Here is a 25,834-nt window from a genome sequence, read left to right as displayed (position 1 = left end):
CGCATGGAGCAAACATGTCCCAGTTTTGCCTTGCGCTGCGCCAACGTCAGCAAGACGTTTGCCGTGCAGCGTGAGCAGCGTGTCTGGCGCATACTTCTCGGGATGGAAAGGGGCGGGGGTGGCCCAGTGGTCGAGGCTTTGCGGGACATTTCCCTTACTGTCCCACGCGGGAAGATCGTCGGAGTCCTCGGCCGGAATGGAGCGGGCAAGAGTACCTTGCTGCGCCTCCTCGGACAGGTCTACACGCCGACGACCGGCCGCATCGAGATCAACGGGCAGGTTGCCGGGCTTTTCGAATTGGGCGGCATGGGAAATACCAACCTCACGGGCCGCGAATATGCCACGCGCTACCTGCAGTTCATGGGCGTCGCCGGTGACAGCGTCGCGGATATTCTGGAAGATATCGCTGACTTCTCGGAACTGGGCGATGCCTTCGATCAACGCATTCGCACCTATTCGTCGGGAATGGCGTCGCGGTTGTACTTCGCCGTGGCCACAGCCTACCAGCACGAGATCTACCTGATTGACGAGTTGCTTTCGGTTGGTGACGAGCACTTCCAGGCCAAGTGCTGGCGCAGGATGCGCGAGCGCTTGCTCGGCGGTGCCTCCGGAGTTCTCGTCACGCACGACTGGACAGCCATCGTCAAGCTCTGCGAACAGGCCTGCGTCATCGACGAGGGCCGCTTTTCGTTCGTCGGTTCGAGTGATTCTGCGGTCGTCCGCTATCTCGACCTGCGTGTTCCTCCGGCCGAATCAGCACGATTTCCGGACGCCATCCCGCCAGAATTCGTCCTGCGCTCCGGTGAGGATTCGGTCATCAGATTGCCGGTCGAGATTCTTGACGATGTGGCAGTCGATCTGGCCATATCGGTAGAAATGTTGCGTATCGGCATTGGTTGGGAAATCGTCATTCTTTCCGAGTACTACCCGGTAGCCGATACAGCGGGCAACTACACGGTGGAGTTCAGAATCCCGGCATTGCCGCTGGCACCCGGCAAGTATTCCCTGAACCTTTTCCTCGCTCAGCGGCCATTGCCGGGAATGCGACCGAAGACCGGCCTCGATTGCCGATCCTGGACCTACGGGAATGGTTTGACGTTGCGTGTTGAAGGCAAACCATTCCCCGCCGCCGTCACCTTGCCTTTTACCGTGCGACCAATTCCGGCGGAGCTGGTATGAGCCTTTTCGTCGAGCTGCAGGAAGTATCCAAAATGTACCCTGTCGGCAGCTCGGCCACCAGCGAACTGGTCGCGGCAATGACCAGCGATGCCGGGCACGAGACCGTTCCCAGCGGCAAGCTTGCGGTCGACGGACTCAGCCTGCGGATTGCGGAAGGCGATCGCCTCGGCATCATCGGACGCAATGGTGCCGGCAAGTCCACCCTCCTGCACATGATTGCCGCCATCTGCGAGCCCACAACCGGGGCCATTCGGGTCAACGGAAGAGTGACCTCGATCATGACCCTGGGTGTGGGTTTGCGTGATGACTTGAGCGGCAGGGAGAACATCTACGTTGATGGTGAGATCCAGGGAAAGTCGCGTGCTGAGGTCGAGCGGGTTGCCGCGCAGGTCATCGAGTTTGCCGAATTGGGCAAGTTCATCGACTATCCGGTCCGCACTTATTCGACTGGGATGAAAGCGCGCCTGGCATTTGCGATGATTTCACACGTCGATCCGGAAATACTGATCATTGACGAAGCGCTTGCCGTTGGTGACGCTGCGTTCTCCATGAAGGCTACGGAACGCATCCTGGAAATCTGCGCCCGCGGCAAGATCGTCATTCTCGTCTCCCACAGCATGCAGTCAGTCAGACAGATCTGCAATCGCTGCATTTACATGAAGGCTGGGCAGATTCTCATGGACGGCCCGCCGCTGGATGTGACGAACGCCTATCTCGAGGAGGTCCGTGCAGAGGATGAAGCCGCACTGATGTCGAGATTCCGGGCGCACGTCGGGAGCCGCTCGTACCGGGCGGGAAGTGAGATCGGCCGCGTTTCGCTCCTTTCCGGTGGTGACGACCTGGGCTCGCCGCGCGTAGAGGCGCATGCGAGGCTTCGGATTCGGCTTGCCGGCAGGCACGATCATCTCGCGGAGCCCGCCCTCTGCCGCATACGAATCGTACGTCTCGACGATTTGGTGGTTTTTCAGAGCGATTTCCCCTTGGCCGACTTTTCCACTGCCCGTGGCGCGGTGGGCATCGAACTGGAGTTTGCCCCTCTGACCCTGGGAGCAGCCGTATACCGACTCGATGCGTTCTTTCTCGGCTCCGCGCAGAGCCCGTCCGCCACGTTTTGCGAGCACTCGACGGTGTTCGAAGTCTTCACGCCGGTTCCGCCTGCGGGCGGAAGGCCGATGCTTTACTACCCCATCACGGCTTCGGTGCAGGCCTGATCAATGGAGACGCCCCCGTGTTCGGGTTTACTCGCTACGACTTCCGGCTGCTGATCAATCTCTTCAAGATGAATCTGCGCGACCGTTATCTCGGGTCCTCCCTGGGGAGCTTCTGGGCCGTATCCAACCCGCTGTTCATGCTCGCCCTCTATACCTACATCTTTGGCTTCGTCTTCAAGGTCAGGCTGCCCGGTTCCGAGACGACTCTCGCTTACGTCATCTGGCTCATCACCGGCTACGGGCCCTGGATTGCAACGACAGAAGCGCTCATGGGTGCAGCGAGTTCCGTGGTCGGTGCAGCAGGGCTGGTCAAGAACCTGGCGTTCAAGACCGAGCTCCTGCCAATTGCCGGCGCTCTCGTCGGTGCCGTGAATCTCGCGGTCAGCCTCTTCTTCCTCTTCGTGCTGTTCGTGTGGGCGGGAACGCCAGTCACCGCGCACGTGGTGTTGCTGCCGCTGGTGATGTTGCTGCAGTTCTTCTGGATCATCGCGCTCGGGATGTGGTTGTCGGCAATCGCCGTATTCGTCCGTGACGTCCTGCAGATTCTGCCTACCCTGCTGACGGCGATCATGTTCATGACCCCGATTTTTTACCCTTTTGACAGCATGCCTGCGATCATTCAAAGGGTTTCGCTGGCCAATCCCTTTTACCAGATTGCCGACGCGTACCGCTCCATCCTCATTGCCCATGAATTCCCCAGCGCCGTCGGCCTTGGCTTCGTTGGCGTGCTTTCTTGGGTCATCTTTCATTTCGGGCTCGCGGCATTCCGCCGCGCCAAGGGCTCTTTTGATTCTGCCATCTAAGCATGAAAACGGAACAGCTCGCATCAGCACCCGCCCTCGATCAATTCGATGCCGTCCTGTTCCTGACTTGGTCGGATTGGCAGACCGAACCACGCAGCAATCGCTACCATTATGCAACAAGGTTTGCCCAATACGGGCCCGTAATATTTGTTCAAAATGAGCAGTTGGTCGGGAAGAGGATCCGGGTCGCTGCCAGTGGCCTCCCTGACATTGATCTAGTCAATGTCAGCGCACCAATTCGGCCAAGCCAGACTAAGTCCATTCTCGAGCTCTTGCGGCACCGCGGAATCAAATGCCCCTTGCTCTGGATCTACGATTCAATGCACTACGGGCACCTGATTTCTGCCCTGCCAAGGTCGCTGCGTGTTTACCACGCAACCGAAGACTATTTCACCCCGTCTTCGTCGATGCACGCCACGGCAGCTGTGCGCGAGTCTATTCAACGGCTCATCGGAAAGATTGACCTGATCGTGGCCGTCACCGAGCCTGTCCTAGCGGGACTACGATCGAATTCCGGCTATGCTGGCCCCGCTCTGGTGGCGGAGAACGCGTGCGACTACGAGTTCTTTGCCAGTCTGGGCGACGCTGTGAATGCAACTCCTCAACAGCCAAGTCGCGCGCCCGTCGTGATCTATCAGGGTGCGCTCAATTCCCGCCTGGACTATGAACTCCTGCACGCGCTTGCCGTGCTCCTGCCAGAATACGAATTTCGTTTTGCCGGACCCTGCCTGGAATCTGTCGGGTTGAGCAGACTACGGAAGCTCGAGAACGTACGACTGCTCGGGCCGAGGTGCCCGAAGGATTTCGCCGGCGAAATGCTGCGGGCGTCCGTTGGAATCATACCGTTCGTTCAGGACGAATGGATCCGCAATTCGCTTCCGCTCAAGACATTCGAGTATATTGCCTGCGGCTTGCCGGTCATTTCCGTGCCGATCGATCCTCTGGCCAGGCATGCGGTCCACGCCGGCATTCTCCGGTTTGCCCGGACTGCGTCAGAGTTCGCCGAAGCCATCACTCGTATGAGCAGCCTCCGGGATGATCCCGCCTTGCTTCGACAGCGGCGCGAGTTGGCCCGTGAGAACTCCTACGATAACCGCTTCGCGACCGTTGTTGCGGAACTGGACGCACTCTCGCGACGGGCGCGCCGATCGGAATTGCCATTGAACGTGGCGCTTCTGTTCGACCCGGCGTCTTGTCACGTGGGCACGGTTTCCGAGCACATCCGGGCATTTCGGCGCTATTCTGCGCATGATTTCACCTTCGTACCGGCAACCAACGTTTCCGGCGCCACTTCGACAGTCGAGACATTTGGCGCCATCGACTTCTCGCTCTTTGACGTCGTCATCGTTCATTATTCGATCCGCGTCTCGTTGCCGCACCACCTTGTCGAGAATTTTGCCATCGCCTTGGAATCATTCCACGGACTGAAGGTGCTTTTCATCCAGGACGAGTACGAAGCAGTCGAGTGCGCCCGGACGTGGATGGATCGATTGGGATTTGATCTGGTCTATACCTGTGTTCCGCTGGAACAGCGAGAGGCTGTCTATCCGGCCTACAGATTTCCCGCAACGGATTTTCTCCCGACGCTTACCGGGTATGTTCCGGAGGCGGCAGGGATCGATCGCTTCGTGACCTCTCTCGCCGAGCGAAGCAAGGCGATCGCCTACCGGGGGCGCCGACTTCCAGAAATATACGGCCAGCTCGGCCATGAAAAATACGTGATTGGCACCGAGGTCAAGCGGCTCTCTGAAGCCATGGGCCTGCCGGTCGACATCTCCTGCGAGGCGGAAGCGCGCATCTATGGCGATGCTTGGTACGAGTTTCTTGGCTCCGCGCGGGCCACTCTGGGAACTGAAAGTGGCTCCAATGTGTTCGATTTTGACGGCTCCCTGAGCCAACAGATCGCTCGCATCAAGGAGCGAAACCCCAAGGCGTCCTTTAAGGAAATCTGGAACACCGTCCTGCGCGAGCATGACGGCAAGATCCGCATGAATCAGGTTTCGCCGAAGATCTTTGAGGCAATCCGGCTGCACACGGCACTGATCCTTTTCGAAGGCGACTACTCCGGAGTCGTGGAGCCGAATCGGCACTACATTCCACTGAAAAAGGACTTTTCGAACTTCGAAGAGGTCGTGCGCAAGCTGCAGAACGATGATCTCATCCAATCGATGACTGAAAGGGCGTATTCCGAGGTCATTGTTTCTGGAAGATACTCCTATCGGGCATTCGTCGAGGGCGTCGATGAGGATCTGCGGGCACGCTGTCTTCGCCGAGTGCCGAGAAGAACGATGTACGGCGCCGTCTATGTGGTGAGCGACGCAGGTGTGGTCAGTCCGTGCCTTCCCGCCATTCCTTTGGGTCTGGCTGGTGCTGCGGATGTGCTGGACGGAAAGGAGTCCTTTCAGGGAATTCAGCAGAAGCTGCTGCAATCGCTGGCAGACAAGAGCGACCCGGGTGCGGGGAGCTTAACGGAGTCGGCGGCGCAAGGTGCGGAGAGCAGGGCTGCTGTGCTGCGGATGGGGAAGCAACTGCTGTTGCGGTACGGCGCTCCTCCTCTGCGCAGGGTGCATGCCGCAGTAGCACAGCAACCCATGGCAAACCGGCTCGCACGAATAGTCTATTCAAAGGTGCCACTGAGTGTTCGTTCCAGGATCTGGAAGATCGTCAAGGGGGGCTAGCGTGCGGAGCACTGGATTCCACCTCGCGATCTTGAGCCTCAGCGATTCAGCCGTTAGAGACTTCAAGGACCTTCTGGCTCGCCTTCTCTCGGCTGTCAGTCGCTCCCGGCAGCGCTCCGCGTCTCGTCGGTTCAGGCTGGATCTTGCTCAAGGGGCGACCGCTGGTGCCGCAGCGCCATCAGCGCAAGGCGACCAGCGATCGTGGTCCCCCCAAGTATCAACGCATCATCCGGATGTTGGCTTCCTACGCCTTCGCGTCCTGCCCGCGATGTGTCGGGGCGCTGGCTGCGAGGACGGCTGACATGTGCGGTTTTGTCGGTGTCATCTCCCCAGCGCTACCCATACGCGATGACCTGCTTTCGGCGATGCGCGATCGGCTCGTTCATCGGGGCCCCGACAACGGATCGAACTGGATTCGACAGGGGGACCGAGTTGGCTTGGCGCATCGTCGGTTGTCGATTATCGACATTTCGCATTTGGCAGATCAACCGATGGCAACGGCAGACGGCAACTTGCGTCTCGTCTTCAACGGGGAAATCTACAACTACCTCGAATTGCGCAGCGAGCTCGCGGCACTCGGCCATGTATTCCGTACCCGTAGCGACACCGAAGTCTTGCTGACAGCCTTTGACCAGTGGGGCGAAGGGGCTCTGGAGCGCTTCAACGGGATGTTCGCGTTTGCTTTGTGGGATGAACGGTCCCGCAGAATGTTGGTGGCTCGCGACCGGTTTGGCGAAAAGCCGCTTTTTCTCGGTAGAGGACGCTTCAATACCCTCGTCATGGCTTCCGAGATGAAGGCCATCCTGGTTCACCCGCTGGTCCGCTGCAGCGTCAGCGAGCGCGCTCTCGAACGCTTTGCCGGCGGGACTTGGTACGAGGACGATGAACTGACCTTCTTCGAAGATGTCGAGCGGTTTCCTCCTGCGAGTGCGGCATGGTTCCGTGAGGATGGAAGCGAAGAGCGGCGGTGGCGCTACTGGACCCCGGATTACACATCGATCAACAGCGACCTGACGCCGCGCGAGGCCGTGGATAGATTTTCCGAACTGTTGCAGCGAAGCGTCACCCTCAGGCTGCGTGCCGATGTGCCTGTCGGATCCAGTCTTTCAGGCGGACTGGATTCTTCGGTCATTGTCGGTTACCTTGCCCGTGAACGCAGTTCTGCAAGCTTTACCCAGAACACCTTCTCCGCTGTGTTTCCAGAGGATCCGACGATGTCGGAAGGCAAGGAAATCGACGCGGTCACCGCACACACCGGCGTTGCGTCCTTTCAAGTGACGCCGGACCCCCTACGACTGGCGCAGGAGTCGGCATTGCTTCACTGGCATCAGGAAGAGCCATTCCTTTCTGCCTCAATCTACCTGCAATGGTGCGTCGCGCGCCTTGCACGTCAGCATGATACGACGGTCTTGCTCGACGGGCAGGGTGCGGACGAGTTGCTCGCGGGTTATCAGTTCTACTTTCGGCAACGGCAACTTGATCTGCTTGACCAGGGTCGCCTCGCTCTGGCGACCAGGGAGTCGGCAAAGTTCAATCGTCGCCTGCGCATCGCCAGCGAGCAGTACCAGGGGTCGCAGAGGCGGTTCAACGCATCCGTTGCATACTCCGCCGACGAACTTCAAAAGCTTGGCCGGCCATCGTCTTCGGTTTCCCACTATCCCTACTGCGTTGGCACCGCGCCGGCGAAGCCCGGCTTTCGGTTGCGTCGGACGATTTCTGAAGCCTTGTTGTACAACAGCCTGCCAATGCTTCTCCGTTATGCCGACCGGAACGCGATGGCTTTCTCTCGTGAAGGAAGATTGCCGTTTCTCGACCATGATCTGGTGGACTTCTGCGTTTGCCTTCCGGACGACCTCTACGTCAGGAACGGTTGGCAAAAGTGGATCTTGCGGATGGCTGCGGGGAGCACCATTCCGCGATCCATCCGGTGGCGCGCGGACAAGGTCGGCTACGCCGCCCCCCTTGATCACTGGTTAAGGGACAAGCTGCATGACTGGGCGCACGAACGAATCATGGCTACCGCTCTGCATTCCCTGCCAGGTTACCACGGTCAGAAGATGGCGACGCTTTGGCAGGAACATCAATCAGGGCATTACAATCACTCTTGGGAGCTTTGGCGCTGGATCAGTCTGTCGGAATGGCTGTGCATATACCGGTCCGGGTGGTGGCGTGCCGGATCACTTTCGAGAGCCGAAATTGACTCGTAGGAAGCGGTCGTCTTTCGTTCCTGCCGTACGATACCCTTTCTGATGAAAAGACAAACGCGCGCGATCGCCGACAGGCCCGAGACGGCCTTGACCACCACCAGCGTTGCACGCGCCTGGTCCCCCCCGGGTTCGGCTTTCGTTGTTCCAAGCACGCCGGCGCACCGAAGTCATTGGTCCCGTCACTCGTTCTTGCAGCCCCTCCTACCATCTCGGTGCTTGCCACGAGTGTCGACGGAAGTACCAGGCGGCGGCAAGCAACAGGCGGACTGCGCTGCACCAGGAGAGAGTCGAGTTCTTGGCTTGGACGACGAGACGGTGCCTGGGTGACGCCGACTCTTCCCACGTCGCTTGATTCCGGGTGTGATCATTGATGACGCGATTGCACACTCGCGAGGCTCGTTCTGAGCCTTCGATCCTGGTCGGCGTGCGTTTCGGTCATCGTTTCCTGTGAACAAGAGATGCAAATGAACATTCTTCTTCTTTATAACGCGACGCAGACTTACACAAACACCGTCTTTGAGCATTTGGCCTGTTTTGCCCGACAATCTCGGCACAGGTTTTTCTTCTGTCATGCGGATCAGTATTCCGAATTTTCTGCTGAATTGTCCCGCTTCGCGGCGATCGGTCTCCACTACAGCGTGCGACTACCGTTTGACCAGGTATCTCCCTCACTCGGAAGAGCACTTTCCGAATATGGTGGTGCAAAGTTCCTCTTTATCCAGGACGAGTACGATCATACGCATCGCGCCTGGCACTGGATCAAACAGCTGGGCTTTCACCTTGTATTTACTGTGGTGCCCACCAGGCAGATCTCGACAATATACCCTGCGGCGGAGTTTCCCGGCGTCCGTTTTGTCAGCAATCTCACTGGCTACGTTCCGCAGTATCTGGGAGAGGCGATTCCCCACTTGTCTCCGCCCTCTCAACGGCAGCTGCTGATAGGCTATCGCGGACGTCCCTTGCCAGTCCGCTACGGACAGTTGGGGATCGAAAAGGTCGCCGTCGGCAGGATGGTCAAGACTTACTGTGACGTGCACCAGATATCGTCGGATATATCATGGAGCGAAGAGAGCAGGATATATGGGCCCAAGTGGTATGAGTTCATGATGTCTTGTCGCGCCATGCTGGGATCCGAGAGCGGAAGCAATGTTTTCGACTGGGATGGTTCCCTTGGCGACCGTATCGCGGATTTCAAGAAGACGGATCCCGCGGCAACCGACGAGTCGGTCTACGAGAGGCTGGTTCGTCCGCATGAGATTGACGGCGCGATGAACCAGGTTTCTCCGCGAGTCTTCGAGGCAATCGCCTTCAGAACCGTTCTTGTGCTCTTCGAAGGGAGCTACTCCGGGGTCGTTCAAGCCGGAGAGCACTTCATTGCGCTAAGAAAGGACGGGAGTAACCTCGACGAAGTGGTTTCCAGGTTGCAGGATGGCGCCTACGTGGACGCCATGGCTGAACGTGCGTATCGTGACGTGATCGCCTCCGGCAAGTACTCTTATCAGGCTTTCGTGCTCATGGTCGATGAGGAGATTCAGCGTGCCGTCGCCGCTATGCCGAGCAATCGCGGCAGGCTGGTGGCGGCGAACGACCGGAGTTCGCTTCCTGACCAACCATCACCGATCACTACCTCCCCAGTACGAGCCGCCGTTACAGTCCCGGCCGAGGTGCCGTCCCTCGCTAGACAACTGGGCTATACCCTGTGGGCGCGCCTTCCGGGCAACATCCGGAGCGAGCTGAAGCCAGTCCTCAAGCGAATCATCAAACGGAGAAGAAGCTGATGTGTGGAATCTTTGGTTTCCTCGCAACGGGTATCAGGGAGCAGTCTACCTCGTCCCGGGATCTCGATGTAGGCATGCACGAGATTCGCCATCGCGGCCCTGACGGGGCCGGCAAATGGGCTTCCGAGAGTGGCCAGGTGGGATTGGGCCACGTGCGCTTGGCGATCATCGATCTGGAGTCCGGAGCGCAGCCGATGCACAGTGATGATGGACGTTACACCATCATCTACAACGGAGAGATCTACAACTATCTGGAACTGCGTGCCGAACTCGGCGAACACCCTTTCCGGACGCGCTCCGATACGGAAGTCGTCCTGCGTGCTTTTCAACGCTGGGGAGTCGACTGTGTCAGTCACCTGCGCGGCATGTTCGCTCTGGCAATTTGGGATGCCCGTGAGCAGAAGCTTTTCCTGGCGCGGGACCGCTTCGGCATCAAGCCACTGTACTGGACCAGAACCGACCATGGGTTCTATTTTGCTTCCGAAGCCAAGGCACTGCTGCCCTTTCTGGGACGACGCCGTGTGAGCCAGGCAGCATTGGCTGACTATTTGACCTTCCAGTTCTGCCTTGGCGACAAGACGCTGATCGAGGGAGTTTGGCAACTACCTGCCGCGCACTACGCCATTCTCTCACCCGGGCAGGAGGAGCTCGTTCGTCGCTACTGGGAAGTCCACTACGACATCGATTACGATCATACGGAACGCTGGTTCACCAACCGTTTGATCGAGCTGCTGCATGACTCGGTGAAGATGCATCTGCGTGCTGACGTCGAGGTCGGCAGTTACGTCAGCGGCGGTGTCGACTCGAGTCTACTGGCAGCGCTCGCTCGCGAAGTCCGGCCAAGCGGCCCGTTCAAGGCGTTCAACGGGCGCTTCCTCGACGGCATTGAGTTCGACGAGTCCGCTTATGCCAGAGCCTTGGCCGACGAACGCAGCATGGAACTCTTTGTTGCGGACATCGGTGAGCAGGACTTCGTCGACCACATAGCCAAGGTCATCTGGCATCTCGATCAGCCAGCCGCTGGCCCGGGCTCGTTCCCGCAATACATGGTGTCGAAGGAAGTCGGAAGGCACATCAAGGTGGTTCTCGGAGGCCAGGGAGGTGACGAGATTTTTGGCGGTTATGCGCGCTATCTCGTTGCGTATTTCGAACAGTGCATCAAGGGTGCCATCGAAGGTTCGCTGCACAATGGGAATTACGTGGTGACCTACGAATCGATCATTCCTAACCTGGAAAGCCTTCGGCAGTACAAACCAATGCTGCGGGAGTTCTGGGCAGGCGGTCTGTTTGGCGAACGGGATGAGCGCTACTGGCGTCTGGTGAACCGGGCCAATACCTTCGGGACGATCATCGCTCCCGAGCTTCTCGACCAACGATCGACCTTCGAAGAGTTCAGGAGCATCTTCTGGGGCAGCAATGTCGGCAAGGAGTCGTACTTCGATTCCATGACTCACTTCGATTTCAAGACCTTGCTGCCCGCACTGCTGCAGGTTGAGGATCGCATGAGCATGGCGCATGGCGTCGAGGCACGTGTGCCTTTTCTCGACCATCCACTGGTCGAGTTTGCCGCCACCATCCCGGCTGACATCAAGTTCCGCAATGGCGAGCTGAAGCGATTGCTCAAGGCGGTCTTCTCGGATCGTCTGCCCGTCGCGATTCGTGAACGCAGAGACAAGATGGGCTTCCCGGTTCCGCTCAATCTGTGGCTCAAGCGGCCCGGCCCGACACGTGAGCTGATCGGCGACCTCTTCGCATCGCAGGCTGCGCGCTCACGCCCCTATCTGAACGGACCGCTTTCGATCGATGCCGTATTGGATACCCAGAGCACCTATGGCCGAAACCTGTGGGCGCTGTTGAGCCTGGAGCTGTGGCACCAGCAGTTCATCGATTGAGAAAGGGATGAGCCGCCTCAACATCATGGTGTTGCATCGACTCGGGAACCCTCGCCTGGCCCCGAGCTTCCTGTGTCACCATGTATTTGCCTTGCGCGACGCCTTTCCCGAGCACAACTACCTCTACCACGACACGGAGCTGCCGCTGCCCGATTACGTGCGGGATGTCGACTTCGATGCCATCGTTCTCGATGTCACCTTCCTGTGCATTCGCTGGCTACCCGAGGCGATGTTCCAGAACATCAAGGAGACGTACAGCTTCGTCCGCGACAGCGGGGGACTGAGGCTTGCGTTCCCGCAGGACGAGTACGACTGCAACGAGCTGCTAGACGACTGGATGTGCGACTGGCGGGTAGACCGCGTTTTTTCGGTGATCTCCTCGCATTGGGATGTCCTCTATCCCCGCTACCATCGCCAGGGCTCGATACGCCTCGCCTATACAGGGTACGTCGACCCGACGCTCCTCGCCAAGGAGGGGAGGCCATTCGACCTCAGGCGGATCGACATCGGCTACCGGGCACGCCGACTTCCGCCCTACTTCGGCAGGATCGGGGAGACGAAGTGGGCGATTGGTGAACGGGTGGAGAACCCTGCCAGGCGTGCCGGCTTGACGACCGACATCGTGCTCGGCGATCAGGGCACACTGCTTGGCCCGCAGTGGCTGGACTTCCTGGGCGATTGCCGCTTCACCCTTGGTGCCAACAGCGGCAGCAGCCTGCTCGATCCGCGCGGGGACATTCAACGAAGGGTCCGAGCCTACCTCAAGGCCCACCCGGCAGCGTCTTTCGAGGAGGTCGAGGCAAACTGCTTCCCCGGCGTCGACGGGCGCCACTCATTCACCGCGATTTCGCCTCGCGTCCTCGAAGCGGGGTTGCTCGGCAGTTGCCAAGTGCTGGTAGAGGGCGACTATAGCGGTATCGTCAGGCCTTGGGAGCACTACATTCCCATCCGCTCCGATGCCACCGACTTTCCGCAGGTTCTGGAGGCGATGCGCGACCGCCAGCTGGTGGATCGACTGATCAGGAACTGCCGGGAAGCGATCCTTGACAGCAAGGAGTTGCACTACCGGCACAAGGCCGCCACCGTGATCGGGCTCATCGAATCGCATCGCGTCGGGAGCGGCCCGGCCACACACACCGAAACCGTGCAACGGACGATTCGTCGCTACGAACAGGACATGCGGCAGACGTACGCGAAGCATTGGCGCCGGCAGTCGTTCAGGCGCAACCTGAGCCGTTTCGTCGACCGTTCGCCAACCGTCTCGCGCCTGGCCCGGACCGTCTGGTCAAGACTGAGGGGGTGAAGTCATGGACGCTGCAGCAGCGCGTCAGGACCACGAATCGAACTCGATCCTGATGCTGACGGCAGACCGGCAGATCGACCGGCGAATCCTCCTGCAGGCCGACAGCCTCGAAAAGGCCGGCTGGCGAGTGACGATCCTGGCGATGACGGATGACGACACCCAGCGACGCGACGAGCCGAGAGTGGTCCGCGCAGGCGCTGGCGGCCAGGGGGGAGGGCGCGAACAGCAAGTGGCTTACGGGTATCGCCAGCTCGCCAGACGCCTGCCAATGAATGGCTCCCTGATGCGCAGCTTGAAGCGGCTCGCCTGGCGGTTCCTCGTCGATCAGGAGACCTTTCACGCCAGGCTGTACGGCGACGTCGCATCACGCTTCGCGCCGCGAGTCGTCGTTGCGCACGATCTGCCGATGTTGCCAGTCGCCAGCCAGGTCGCGCGCGGCTGCGCTGCGCGCCTGGTCTACGACAGCCACGAGCTCTACAGCGAGCAGGAGTTCTCCGCTCGCGAGAGGAGGCGGTGGGCAGAGATCGAGGCGCGCTACATTGGCAATTGCGACGCGGTGATGACCATCAACCAGTCGATCGCCGGCGAACTCGCCCGTCGTCATGCGCTCTCTCAGGTGCATGTCATCAGCAATGCCGAAAGGGCGACCGACGCTGCGCCCAGCTCGCGACTCTTTCATGAGCTTTTCGGGCTGCCGGCGACGCGGAAGATTCTCCTCTTCCAGGGCGGCCTGTCGGCCAACAGGAACCTGCAGGCGCTGATTGCAGCCATGCGCCACGTGAAGAATCCGGAGATCGTCCTGGTGATCCTTGGAGACGGGGCATTGAAGCAGCGACTGACGCGCGAGGCCCGGCGGCAGCCGGGCACCCAAAGAGTCTTCTTCCAGGCCGCGGTTCCTCAGCATGAACTGCTGAGCCATACCGCCGCGGCTGATGCTGGCGTGATCCCGTACCGGGCGACCTGTCTCAACAACTACTTCTGCACACCAAACAAGCTGTTCGAGTTCATCGCCGCCGGCGTCCCCATACTCGGCAGCGACTTGCCGGAAATCAGGAGCATGGTCACCGGACGAGGGATTGGCCTCGTCGGCGACATGAGCAGTGCCCCGGCCGTGGCCGCGCTGATCGACGAGTTTTTCGGCGATGAGGCGCGCCTCGATGCCTGGCGGGAGAATCTGCAACAGACACGCAGGGCTGTCTGTTGGGAGGCGGAGGAAGGAAAGCTCCTGGCGATCTACGAGGCGCTGCGATGAAGGTCGCGATCGTCTATCAGTACTACCAAGGGACGGGCGCTCCGGGCCATTCGCTCATCTACGAGCTGGCGCAGTACCTTGCCGGGCGTGGTCATGAGGTGACCGTCGTCAGCGGCGAGACCGGGTACATGCAGTGCGATACCCCAGCCCGGCCGTGGTACCGTCGCCTGCGGCGTGAAGAACGCGATGGCGCGGTAAGGGTGCTGCGCACCTTCACCTACTCGGAGCTGCATCGCAGCTACCTCGGTCGCCTGCTGAGCTTCGCATCCTTCTCGCTGTCCGGCGCCGCCGGCCTGCTCAGCATCGACAAACCGGACCTGGTGCTCGCCTCGACACCGCCCATTTTCCCTATGTTCGCTGCTGCCCTCGTCTGCCGCATGCGGCGGATCCCGCTCGTGCTCGAGGTCCGCGATCTGTGGCCCGCGTCTGCCGTGCAGATGGGAATCCTCAGGAACCGGACGCTCATCCGCATCATGGAGTGGATGGAACGGCAGCTCTACGACCAGTCGGCTCGCATCGTTGCCCTGACCGAAGGGATTCGCGACGACATCCGCACGCGCGGCTGGCCGCAGGAGAAGCTCGAGGTGGTCACCTGTGGCGTCGATTTCGACCGGCTGTACCCGGATCCGCAAGGAGCGGCGCGGACGCGCCGGGCTCTCGGCTGGGAGGACAGGAAGGTCGTCCTGTACTTCGGAGCCCTCGGCGAAGCGAACAACATCCCGGTGATCCTGCGGGCGGCGCGTTCGCTGCGCGACCGCGGTGACATCCTCTTCGTGCTCGTTGGCGACGGGCTCCGGCGCGGTGCGATCGAAGACGAGGTCGCGGCCGGCAAACTGGCCAACCTCGTCGTTCTTCCACCCGTTGCCAAGGACCAGGCCCGGGTCTATCTCAGCGCCGCAGATCTCTGCCTGGTCACGCTGCAGGACATCCCCTTGTTCGACGGCGCGATCCCCACGAAACTGATCGACTACATGGCCTGTGCACGGCCGGTCTTGTGCGGCATCCGCGGCGAGGCACGGCGGATTCTCGACACGGCGCAGGCGGGACTCGGTTTTGAACCGGACGACGACCGGCAGCTGGCAAGATTGATCAGCGAGTTGCTCGATGACGCCGGGCGCCGCGAGCGTCTGGGTGCCAACGGCCTCGCCTTCGTCCGCTCCCACTTCTCGGCCGAACAGACGCGCCGGAAGATGGAACGAATCCTCCACGAGGTCTCCGGGCCGAGCAACGCCGGCGACCGGGCTGGCGATGGGGCCCAGTAAACCGCGGCCGGTCGGCTTCGGTGGCGGACATCGGCACGCGCGAATGATCCAGACGCGACAGCGATCAGCGCCCCTCCGTCGACGGCTGTTTAAGGCATGGGCATGAAGTACCGACGACTTGGCCAGACGGACCTCGAGGTTTCCGAGGTTGCCCTCGGCTGCTCCGGCTACTGGGGTGACCGCAAGTTCCCGGAGAAACAGGCGGCGGCGGTGGTCAGCGAGGCAATCGAGCACGGAATCAACTTTTTCGATACCGGCCACAACTATTCGGCATTCAATGCCGAGCCACGTCTCGGACGACTGCTCGGCAGAATCCTCACGCACGACCGCGGGCGCGTCGTCGTGTCGTCGAAAGCCGGCACCGTCGTGCCGGCCGGTGCGCTCTTCCGGCGCCCAGGTGGCAGGGTCAAGGACTTTTCCCCCGACCATATTGAGCGCTCCTGTGCGCAATCGATCGCCAACCTCGACTGCGGCTACCTCGACATCCTCCAGCTGCACGGGATCACTCCCGCCGAAATCGGCGAACCGCTGCTCGAGCGCCTCTACGCCATGAAACGGCGGGGGATGTATCGATTCCTCGGCATCAACACGCACAGCGAGCCCGACATGGCCTTTGTCGCAAGCCACCCTGAGATCTTCGACATGGCACTGATCGACTACAGTGTCGTGCAGCTCGACCGAGAACCGGTCATCCGCCGCTTGGCGGAAGCCGGAACGGGAGTCGTCGCCGGAACCGTGCTTGGACAGGGGCATCTCGTCAAGGGAAAGATCGGCAGCCTGCGGAGTCCAGCCGACCTGTGGTACTTGGCGCGAGCATGGCTACGACCGAGTGGCCGGCAATTGCGGAGACGCTCGCGGTACATGCGCGAGACCCTGGCGGCGATCAGCGAAATGTCGCCGGCACAAGCGGCCATCGCGTACGTCCTCGGCAATCCCGGGATAGCAAGTTGTGTGTTTGGGACGACCCGGGTCGCCAACCTGCGCGAAATCGTCGATGCGGTGGACCGGATTCTGGGGGGCGACAGCATACAGGCCATCCGACGCGCCTTCGAGCTTCCCTGGCGCACGCCGGAGAGCTGACGGGGAACACGGCCCAGCTCTTGTTCAGGGAGTTTCCTGTGGGCGAACCGCGCCCTCACTGGCCCGTTGCCAGGGCCAGCGGCCCTCGAGTTCGACCTGCAGAGCCGTGCTGAGGACGGTCCGGATGAGGACGATCAGGCCAAGGACCAGGACGCCCTCGAGCGTCGGCGTCACCGCCACGGTGCGGATGATGTCCGCAGCCACCAGAAACTCCAGGCCGAGCAGGATTCCGCGTCCGATGTCCTGCCGGAACTGCCTGTAGCCATCACCTGCGCGCCTGTTCAGGATGACCAAGCGACCCGCGGCGAGCAGCGTGCCGAGGACGATGACGACGACTCCGAGGCCGTCGAAGAGCAGGCCGACGATCTCGGCAATTTCATTGAACGATGGCATCGAACGTTCCTCCAAGCGTGCGATTCTCGACTCCCGGAAACCGGGAGGAGGTTTTCTGTCGAGCGGCGAGGTGCAGGCATGCAGCCGGTGCTCGAGTCGAACCTGCCTGCAGTCATTGTATCGCAAGCGACGGGCACAGCCGGTCGCTCCTCAGGGCCCGACTTCCGGCTGGGCATTCGCCTGATCCGACTCCTTCGCGGACGGAGGCGTGCTCGATCTGCGAGGTCGCCAAAGACCTCGCACACCGCCATCTTCCGTGCCAGACGGCGGCGCCTGTGCCGCGCGGCAGCCGCGTTTGACTGCCGGCGGTCGAGAACGCATACTCCGCCCGCCGCCTTGGAGGCCGCGAGGAATGTCCTGATCGTGAGCAAGGAAGACAACACGCGCGACTTCGTCTTCACGGACGTTGCGTTTCGCCAATATCGACGACGCCGGGCCGAGCGGCTACTGCGGACCGGGGTCGGCCTTCTGGTCGCCTACGCGATCGTCTGGAGCCTCGTCGCGCTGCGCCGTGACGATCTGCCGACGTTGCTGCTGCAGGGTGTGTCGTTCTGCGGTGCGGCGTGGGTGTGGTGCCGCCTCTCGCGAGGACAGCTCGGCCTAGCCAGCCACGGCTACTTCTGGGTCGTGATTCCCGTCGTCGCCAGCCTGATCGCACTCGAAGGCGTCGCCGGGCCGTTTCGCAGCATGAGCCACTATCACCTGCTGCCGCTGACCATGGGTGCCTACCTGCTGTTCTTCGAGCACGGCAGCCGCGCCCGGGAACTGTACGCACTGGTCTGTCTGCTGATCTTCGTTGCCGTCGAACTAGGCTTGCTGTCGTTGCCGGCCGTCGGCCTCCCCTGGTCGCCGGAGGAGCAGGAAAACGGCCGTTGGATCCTGTTCTTTGCCGGTGTTTCCTCGCTGATGTACGTTGCCCATCTCTTTCTCGCGGATCTGGCGGAATCCGAAAGACAGCTTGCGCGCGCCAACGGGCGGCTCGAGGAGCTACTCGAGAACATGCTGCCGGCGTCGATCAGCCAGCGTCTGCGTCGTGAGGGGCGGACCTTCGCCGATGCCTTCGCCGAGTGCAGCGTTCTCTTTGCCGATATCGTCGGCTACACTTCACTCTCTGAATCGGTGCCGAACGTCGTTGGCCTGCTCGACGCGATCTTCTCCAAGTTTGACGATCTCACCGAGCAGAGCGGTCTCGAAAAAATCAAGACGATCGGCGATGCCTACATGGTGGCGGCCGGAATCCCCGAAGCACGAGCCGATCACGCCGTGGCAGTCGCGGAACTGGCTTTGCGATTGCAGGAGGCGATCCGGGAGTTCCCGGGACTCGAGATCCGCATCGGCATCAACTCGGGCGCCGTCGTCGCTGGCGTAATCGGCAAGAAACGTTTCATTTACGACCTCTGGGGTGACACGGTCAACATCGCTTCGCGCATGGAGTCTCAGGGTATCGCCGGCGAGATTCAAATCAGCGAAACGACACGCGCCCGACTCACGGCGGACTTCGTCTGCCAAGAGCGAGGCGAGATTCCGGTCAAGGGCAAGGGCTCGATGCGCGTCTTCCTGCTGAAGGGACGCGCGGCTGGCAACCATGCGCCCGTACTGACTTCATCATGATCGGATCACGTCCGTCGCCATCGGCGCTGGCGGTCTGGTGTGCGGCGTCTGTATAGGCCGGGTTCGGTCCAGGGTGCTCCTGGCCTCGGCAGCGAGCACAACTCGCGCGTCGACCGGGCGGCGTCATGCGCAGCAGGCAAGGTCTGCAGCGCGGGCGAAGGTCAAAAAAAGCCCGCCGAGTGGCGGGCTCTTGTTGCTGTCAGACGGCCGGCAGCGGCAGCTCACTCGAACTCGATGATGACCTGATCGACCGAAAGGCTCTCGCCCGGAGAGGCAACGACCTTCTTGACCTTGCAGTCGCGCTCGGCCTTGAGAACGTTCTCCATCTTCATTGCTTCGATCACGGCCAACTTCTCGCCAGCAGCCACGTCCTGCCCGTCCGCCACGGCCACCTCGCGCAGCAGCCCCGGCATCGGTGAGAGCAGGAACTTCGACAGATCCGGCGGTACCTTCTTCGGCATCAGGGCGAGCATGCGCGCCGCATTGGCGGTCATCACCGTAGCCTTGACCTGCTTGCCAAAATGGACCACGCGATAGAGCAGACCGATGCGCTCGAGTTGCAGGCAGATCGGCGCTCCGTTGCAGGTGCCGCGAAAGACGAGCTCGCCGAACCTCCAGTCAGAGACGAGATCGTACGTGTCGCCACCGTGCGTGACCGAGTAGCCTCCCGGGATCGGCACGAGCGAAACCGGGTAATCCTTGCCTTCCATCTGGACGACCCAGTCCTTGCCGACCTTGCGCTGATGCCCCGGCATCTGGTCGCTGATCTGGACGGCACGATCGATGTAACGACGACGACCAAAGGCGGCAAGCGCGGCGAGCAGACCCGGATCCTGATGCACGACGCAGGACTCGTCGAAGCCGTTCGGGAACTCCTCGGCGATGAACGAGGTGGTAAACACGCCCGAGAGGAAGCGCTGATTCTGCATCAACGCTGCCTGGAACGGGATGTTCGAGTCGATGCCGCGGATGACGAAGGCGTTGAGCGCGTCACGCACTCGGCTGACCGCCTGGTCGCGGGTGCCGCCGTGGCAGATCAGCTTGGCGATCATCGAATCGTAGTACATCGAGATCTCACCACCCTCGAAGACGCCGGTGTCCACCCGCACCTGGCCTTCGGTGACCTCGGGCGGGCGGTACTTGACGAGACGCCCGACCGACGGCAGGAAGCCGCGGAACGGATCCTCGGCGTTGATCCGGCACTCGATGGCCCAACCATTGATCTTCAGATCCTCCTGGGCAAAGGGCAGTTTCTCCCCGGCAGCGACGCGGATCATCAGCTCGACGAGGTCCAACCCCGTGATCATCTCGGTCACCGGGTGCTCGACCTGCAGGCGGGTGTTCATCTCCAGGAAATAGAACGACTTGTCCGAGCCGACGACGAACTCGACCGTTCCCGCGCTCTGGTACTTCACCGCCTTCGCCAGCGCGACCGCCTGCTCGCCCATCGCCTTGCGGATCTTCTCGTCGATGAACGGCGACGGCGCCTCTTCGAGGACCTTCTGGTGGCGGCGCTGGATCGAGCATTCACGTTCGAACAGGTACGCGGTGTTGCCAAAGGAGTCGGCGATGATCTGGATCTCGATGTGGTGCGGACCCTCGACGAACTTCTCGATGAAGACGCGGTCGTCACCGAAGCTGTTGCGTGCCTCGTTGCGACAGGCATCGAATCCCTCGGCCGCTTCCTTGTCGTTGAAGGCGACTCGCAGGCCCTTGCCGCCGCCGCCGGCGGAAGCCTTGATCATCACCGGGTAACCGATACCACCGGCAATTGACACCGCCTGTGCGGCATCGGCGATCTCGGCGTTGTAACCGGGGATGGTGTTGACCCCCGCCTCCATCGCCAGTTTCTTCGAGGCGATCTTGTCGCCCATCGCCGCCACCGAGTAATGCTTCGGACCGATGAAGACGATACCGCTCTCCTCGAGGCGTCGTGAGAACTCCTCGTTTTCCGACAGGAAGCCGTAGCCCGGATGCACTGCCTCGGCGCCGGTCCGCTTGCACGCGTCGATGATCTTGTCGATCACCAGATATGACTCCTTCGACGGAGGCGGACCGATGCAGACGGCTTCGTCGGCCATCATCACGTGCATCGAATCCTTGTCCGCTTCGGAGTAGACGGCGACCGTCTTGATGCCCATCTTCTTGGCGGTCTTCATCACCCGGCAGGCGATTTCGCCCCGGTTGGCGATCAGAATCTTCTTGAACATCACTATTTCTCCCCGGGTATCAGAGCGGAATGTTGCCGTGCTTGCGCCACGGGTTTTCCAACTTCTTGTTGCGCAACATCGCCAGCGAGCGGCAGATGCGCTTGCGCGTCTCGTTCGGCATGATCACGTCGTCAATGAAACCACGTGCGCCAGCAACGAACGGGTTGGCGAACTTCGCCTTGTACTCGGCCTCGCGCGCAGCCAGCTTGGCCGGGTCGTTCTTCTCCTCGCGGAAGATGATCTCGACCGCACCCTTCGGTCCCATGACCGCGATCTCCGCCGACGGCCAGGCGAAGTTTACGTCGCCCCGCAAGTGCTTCGACGCCATGACATCGTAGGCGCCACCATAAGCCTTGCGCGTGATGACGGTAATCTTCGGCACCGTGCACTCGGCGTAGGCGTAGAGCAGCTTGGCGCCGTGCTTGATGATGCCGCCGTACTCCTGCGCGGTGCCCGGCATGAAACCCGGCACGTCGACGAAGGTGATCACCGGAATGTTGAAGGCATCGCAATAGCGGACGAAACGGGCGGCCTTGATCGAACTCTTGATGTCGAGACAGCCGGCCAGCACCAGCGGCTGGTTGGCAACGATGCCGACCGTCGAACCATCCATGCGGGCAAAGCCGATGACGATATTCTTGGCGTACTCGCGCTGCAGTTCGAAGAAGTCGCCATCGTCGGACACCTTGATGATCAGTTCCTTGATGTTGTACGGCTTGTTCGGGTTGTCGGGAACCAGCGTGTCGAGCGAGAAGTCGAGGCGGTCGGCCGGATCCTGCGACGGCACCCGCGGCGGCTTCTCGCGGTTGTTCGACGGCAGGAAGCTGATGAAGCGACGCAGCATCATCAGTGCCTCGACGTCATTTTCGAATGCGAGATCGGCAACTCCGGACTTGCTGGTATGGGTGATCGCGCCGCCGAGTTCCTCCGCCGTGACATCCTCGTGGGTGACCGTCTTCACCACTTCCGGACCAGTGACGAACATGTACGAGGAGTCCTTGACCATGAAGATGAAGTCAGTCATCGACGGGCTGTAAACGGCGCCGCCAGCGCACGGACCCATGATCAGCGAAATCTGCGGCACGACCCCGGAGGCGAGAACATTGCGCTGAAAGACCTCGGCATAGCCGGCAAGCGAGGCGACGCCTTCCTGGATGCGCGCCCCACCCGAGTCGTTGAGGCCGATCACCGGTGCGCCCACCTTCATCGCGTGGTCCATCACCTTGCAGATCTTCTCGGCGTGTGCTTCCGACAGCGAACCGCCAAAAACCGTGAAGTCCTGCGAGAAGACGAACATCAGGCGGCCGTTGATGGTCCCGCAGCCGATGACCACACCGTCACCGGGCACCGACTGTTCGGCCATGCCGAAGTCGGTGCAGCGGTGCTCCATGAACATGTCCCACTCTTCAAAGGAGCCACTGTCGAGCAGCAGTTCGATCCTTTCGCGGGCTGCCAGTTTCCCCTTTCTGTGCTGGCTGTCGATGCGCTTCTGGCCACCACCAAGACAGGCCGCCGCGCGCTTCTCTGCAAGCTGGCGAATGATGTCGTGCATAAGTTCTACTCCCTAACGGTCGCGTCAATCAGAACTACTCAAACAGGTCGGAGATTTCGCTTGCCCCCCCCCGGCAGGCGGGTGCGTCTTCTTTTGTGCTTTCAGTGTTTCAGGTAGGCGAGCAGACGTGAGGCCGCGGCACCGGGCGTCGTGCGGCCCTCGGCGACATCGCCGGTCAGGACCGGCAGCGCTGAGCGCACCGTCGCATGCGAACGAAAATACTGCCGCAGGCCGGAGTCGATCAGATTCCACATCCAGTCGACGGCCTGGCGGCGTCGCTTGTCATCGAACTCGCCGCTGGCCAGCATCGTCGTCCGATAGCGCTCCACCTCGGCCCAGAACTCTGCGATGCCGCGCTTGGCAAGGGCGCTCATCGTCAGTACTGGCGGTCGCCAGTTCGGGCTCGTGCTGCGCAGCATGGTCAGAGCGGCGCGCATCTGGTTGCGGGCAAAGGCCGCCGCCCGCTCGTCGATGTCGGCCTTGTTGAAGACGATCAGGTCGGCGATCTCGACGATGCCCTTCTTGATCGCCTGCAGGTCGTCGCCGGCGTTAGGCAACTGCAGCAGGACGAAGGCATCGACCATGCCGGCGACCGTGGTTTCCGACTGCCCGACACCGACCGTCTCGACGATGATGACATCGAAACCCGCCGCTTCGCAGACCAGCATCGCCTCGCGCGTCTTGTCGGCGACGCCGCCGAGCGAACCGGCCGATGGACTCGGCCGGATGAAGGCCTCGTCGCGCTGACAGAGCAGTTCCATGCGCGTCTTGTCGCCAAGGATCGAGCCCCCTGAGACGGACGACGACGGGTCGACGGCGAGCACGGCGACCCGTCGCCCGGCCTCGATGAGGTGGAGCCCGAGCGACTCGATGAAGGTGGACTTGCCGGCGCCGGGAGCCCCCGAGATCCCGACGCGGATCGTTCGCCCGGTGTGCGGCAGCAGTGCGGCGAGCACTTGGCGTGCGCGCCGTTGGTGCTCACCATGGGTCGACTCAACGAGGGTGATGGTCTTCGCCAGCGCCCGTCGACGACCGGAGAGAACGCCGTCCACTAGGTGCTGGTCGGCAGCCGAAAGGCTGCCGGCAGTTGCACTGGTCATATCCAATTCCTGCTCGCCGGCAACGAAAGCGCTCAGGCGGGAGCGTGTGCGCGTGCCTTGCGAATCTCTGCCAGAACCGTCATGGCCGAATCTTCGATGCGTGTGCCGGGGCCAAAAATGGCTTTCGCGCCGGCCTGGAAGAGGAAGTCATAGTCCTGCGCCGGGATGACACCGCCGGCGAAGACGATGATGTCATCGGCTCCCTGCTCCTTGAGCGCGCGCACGAGAGCCGGCAGCAAGGTCTTGTGGCCGGCGGCGAGCGAGGACACGCCGACGGCGTGCACGTCGTTCTCGATCGCCAGCCGCGCGGCTTCTTCGGGTGTCTGGAAAAGCGGTCCGACGTCGATATCGAAGCCGAGATCGGCGAAGGCGGTGGCAACCACCTTGGCGCCGCGGTCGTGGCCATCCTGCCCAAGCTTGGCGATCATGATCCGTGGCCGACGACCCTCTTCCTCGTTGAACTTGAGGATCTCGGCCTTCAGCGTCTCCCAACTCGCCAGGCCGTCGACTACCGCGCCATAGACACCGGAAACGGTCTGCTGTGTCGCACGGAAGCGCCCGAAAATCCGTTCCATGGCGTCCGACACTTCGCCGACGGTGGCCCGCAGCCGCATCGCGCGTACCGCCATGTCGAGCAGGTTGCCCTCACCGGTCTCCGCGCAACGGGTCAGGTCGGCAAGCGCCGCGTCGACCTTGGCGGTGTCGCGGCTTGCACGAACCGACTTCAGGCGCGCCACCTGCGCCTCGCGCACGGCGTTGTTGTCGATGTCCAGAATGTCGATCGCGTCCTCTTTCGCCAGCTTGTACTTGTTCACACCAACGATGACGTCCTTGCCCGAGTCGATTCGCGCCTGCTTGTCGGCGGCACAGCCTTCGATCTTCATCTTCGCCCACCCGGATTCGACGGCATGCGTCATGCCACCCATGCTCTCGACCTCCTCGATGAGTTTCCACGCCTCGTCGACCAAGTCCTGCGTCAGCTTCTCCATCATGTACGAACCCGCCCACGGATCGATGACGTTGGTGATGTGCGTCTCTTCCTGGATGATCAGCTGCGTGTTGCGCGCGATGCGCGCAGAGAACTCGGTCGGCAGGGCGATCGCCTCGTCGAGGGCGTTCGTGTGCAGCGACTGCGTGCCGCCAAAGACGGCGGCCATCGCCTCGATCGTCGTGCGCACGACGTTGTTGTAGGGATCCTGCTCGGTCAGCGACCAGCCGGACGTCTGGCAATGGGTGCGCAGCATCATCGACTTCGGGCTCTTCGGTGAGAACTCGCGCATGACCCTCCACCACAGCAGGCGCGCAGCCCGCAGCTTGGCGACCTCGAGGTAGAAGTTCATGCCGATGGCGAAGAAGAACGACAGCCGGCCAGCAAACTCGTCAACGTCGAGACCCGAGGCGAGCGCCGTCTTCACGTACTCGCGCCCGTCAGCGATGGTGAACGCAAGTTCCAGCGCCTGTGTCGCCCCGGCTTCCTGCATGTGGTAGCCGGAGATCGAGATCGAATTGAACTTCGGCATATGGTGAGCCGTGTAGCCGATGATGTCGGAGATGATCCGCATCGAGGGCTTTGGCGGGTAGATATAGGTGTTGCGGACCATGAACTCCTTGAGGATGTCGTTCTGGATCGTTCCCGACAACTTGTCCTGCGGCACGCCCTGCTCTTCGGCAGCGACGATGTAGCCGGCCAGGATCGGCAGCACGGCGCCGTTCATCGTCATCGACACCGAGATCTTCTCCAGCGGGATGCCATTGAACAGGATCTTCATGTCCTCGACCGAATCGATCGCCACACCCGCCTTGCCGACGTCACCGGTGACACGCGGATGGTCGGAATCGTAACCGCGGTGCGTCGCCAGGTCGAAGGCAACCGAGACACCCTGGCCGCCGGCGGCCAGCGCCTTGCGGTAGAAGGCGTTCGACGCCTCGGCGGTGGAAAAGCCGGCGTACTGGCGGATGGTCCACGGCCGCACGGCGTACATCGTCGCCTGCGGGCCACGGACGAACGGCGCCAAGCCGGGCAGGGTGTCGGTGTACTGCAGATCCTCGACATCTTTCCTCGTATACAGCGGCTTGACGACGATGCCCTCGGGCGTCACCCAGTTCAGGGCGTCGACGTTGCCACCCGGGGCGGACTTGCTGGCGGCCTTCTTCCAGGCGTCGAGATTGGCGGAATTCGGCAGTTCAGGCTTGTTCTCGTTGGACATGACGGAACCTTTCAGGAAATCTGTGGATTGGGGCGGGCAAGCCGTTTGGCGAGGCCGCAGCCATGGTATTCGTGGCGGGAGACGCGCGCCTTGGCGCAGCCTTTTCCAGCTCTTGA

Annotated in this window: 17 protein-coding genes; 12 read left to right on the top strand and 5 right to left on the bottom strand. The window is 61.5% G+C overall.

Features of this window, described 5'->3' with window-relative positions:
* The first annotated feature begins 3 nt into the window (after window positions 1–3).
* The 11 genes from V5B60_RS05580 to V5B60_RS05530 all read left to right on the top strand — a co-directional run bounded on the left by V5B60_RS05580 (window position 4) and on the right by V5B60_RS05530 (window position 16,645).
* Window positions 4–1,179: an ABC transporter ATP-binding protein gene (locus tag V5B60_RS05580; RefSeq protein ID WP_332346046.1), complete on the top strand. Its 1,176-nt coding sequence runs from the start codon at window positions 4–6 to the stop codon at window positions 1,177–1,179.
* A complete protein-coding gene (locus tag V5B60_RS05575; protein ID WP_332346045.1) occupies window positions 1,176–2,390 on the top strand; it encodes an ABC transporter ATP-binding protein in 1,215 nt (404 codons plus the stop codon). The genes V5B60_RS05580 and V5B60_RS05575 overlap by 4 nt, the downstream gene beginning before the upstream one ends.
* Window positions 2,391–2,407: 17 nt before the next feature.
* The gene (locus V5B60_RS05570; protein ID WP_034932276.1) at window positions 2,408–3,193 is read left to right on the top strand and encodes an ABC transporter permease; all 786 of its coding nucleotides are present in this window, start codon (window positions 2,408–2,410) and stop codon (window positions 3,191–3,193) included.
* 2 nt (window positions 3,194–3,195) lie between these two features.
* The gene (locus V5B60_RS05565; RefSeq protein ID WP_332346044.1) at window positions 3,196–5,871 is read left to right on the top strand and encodes a glycosyltransferase; all 2,676 of its coding nucleotides are present in this window, start codon (window positions 3,196–3,198) and stop codon (window positions 5,869–5,871) included.
* A gap of 143 nt (window positions 5,872–6,014) precedes the next feature.
* Window positions 6,015–8,078, top strand: coding sequence for an asparagine synthase (glutamine-hydrolyzing) (gene asnB, locus V5B60_RS05560; RefSeq protein WP_332346043.1), 2,064 nt, complete (start codon window positions 6,015–6,017; stop codon window positions 8,076–8,078).
* Window positions 8,079–8,542: 464 nt separating this feature from the next.
* The gene (locus tag V5B60_RS05555; protein ID WP_332346042.1) at window positions 8,543–9,856 is read left to right on the top strand and encodes a glycosyltransferase; all 1,314 of its coding nucleotides are present in this window, start codon (window positions 8,543–8,545) and stop codon (window positions 9,854–9,856) included.
* Window positions 9,856–11,748, top strand: coding sequence for an asparagine synthase (glutamine-hydrolyzing) (gene asnB / locus V5B60_RS05550; RefSeq protein ID WP_332350435.1), 1,893 nt, complete (start codon window positions 9,856–9,858; stop codon window positions 11,746–11,748). The genes V5B60_RS05555 and asnB (V5B60_RS05550) overlap by 1 nt, the downstream gene beginning before the upstream one ends.
* A 7-nt stretch (window positions 11,749–11,755) precedes the next feature.
* Window positions 11,756–13,051, top strand: a complete 1,296-nt coding sequence (locus V5B60_RS05545) for a hypothetical protein (RefSeq protein ID WP_332346041.1) — start codon at window positions 11,756–11,758, stop codon at window positions 13,049–13,051.
* A 4-nt stretch (window positions 13,052–13,055) separates the two neighbouring features.
* Window positions 13,056–14,303 (top strand): glycosyltransferase family 4 protein, encoded by a 1,248-nt coding sequence (locus V5B60_RS05540; RefSeq protein ID WP_332346040.1) that lies wholly within the window; start codon window positions 13,056–13,058, stop codon window positions 14,301–14,303.
* Entirely contained in the window at window positions 14,300–15,565 is a 1,266-nt protein-coding gene (locus V5B60_RS05535) for a glycosyltransferase family 4 protein (RefSeq protein WP_332346039.1), read from the top strand. The genes V5B60_RS05540 and V5B60_RS05535 overlap by 4 nt, the downstream gene beginning before the upstream one ends.
* 102 nt (window positions 15,566–15,667) lie before the next feature.
* The gene (locus tag V5B60_RS05530) at window positions 15,668–16,645 is read left to right on the top strand and encodes an aldo/keto reductase (protein ID WP_332346038.1); all 978 of its coding nucleotides are present in this window, start codon (window positions 15,668–15,670) and stop codon (window positions 16,643–16,645) included.
* A 24-nt stretch (window positions 16,646–16,669) separates the two neighbouring features.
* On the opposite strand, the gene V5B60_RS05525 is transcribed toward V5B60_RS05530, so the two are convergent.
* Window positions 16,670–17,038: a DUF1622 domain-containing protein gene (locus tag V5B60_RS05525; RefSeq protein WP_332346037.1), complete on the bottom strand. Its 369-nt coding sequence runs from the start codon at window positions 17,036–17,038 to the stop codon at window positions 16,670–16,672.
* A 363-nt stretch (window positions 17,039–17,401) separates the two neighbouring features.
* On the opposite strand from V5B60_RS05525, the gene V5B60_RS05520 reads away from it, so the two are divergent.
* Entirely contained in the window at window positions 17,402–18,649 is a 1,248-nt protein-coding gene (locus V5B60_RS05520) for an adenylate/guanylate cyclase domain-containing protein (protein WP_332346036.1), read from the top strand.
* A 221-nt stretch (window positions 18,650–18,870) separates the two neighbouring features.
* Here the strand turns inward: V5B60_RS05520 and V5B60_RS05515 are convergent, their stop codons facing one another.
* The 4 genes from V5B60_RS05515 to scpA form a co-directional block, all read right to left on the bottom strand.
* The gene (locus tag V5B60_RS05515; protein WP_332346035.1) at window positions 18,871–20,859 is read right to left on the bottom strand and encodes an acetyl/propionyl/methylcrotonyl-CoA carboxylase subunit alpha; all 1,989 of its coding nucleotides are present in this window, start codon (window positions 20,857–20,859) and stop codon (window positions 18,871–18,873) included.
* A 19-nt stretch (window positions 20,860–20,878) separates the two neighbouring features.
* Entirely contained in the window at window positions 20,879–22,411 is a 1,533-nt protein-coding gene (locus V5B60_RS05510; RefSeq protein WP_332346034.1) for an acyl-CoA carboxylase subunit beta, read from the bottom strand.
* A 101-nt stretch (window positions 22,412–22,512) separates the two neighbouring features.
* Window positions 22,513–23,511, bottom strand: coding sequence for a methylmalonyl Co-A mutase-associated GTPase MeaB (gene meaB, locus V5B60_RS05505; protein ID WP_332346033.1), 999 nt, complete (start codon window positions 23,509–23,511; stop codon window positions 22,513–22,515).
* Window positions 23,512–23,543: 32 nt separating this feature from the next.
* Entirely contained in the window at window positions 23,544–25,718 is a 2,175-nt protein-coding gene (gene scpA / locus V5B60_RS05500) for a methylmalonyl-CoA mutase (RefSeq protein WP_332346032.1), read from the bottom strand.
* Between the last annotated feature and the right edge of the window lie 116 nt (window positions 25,719–25,834).

Source organism: Accumulibacter sp., assembly GCF_036625195.1.
Lineage (GTDB): Bacteria > Pseudomonadota > Gammaproteobacteria > Burkholderiales > Rhodocyclaceae > Accumulibacter.
Note: the sequence above shows the minus strand (reverse complement) of the source record. Positions and strands in the feature narration are given on the sequence as shown.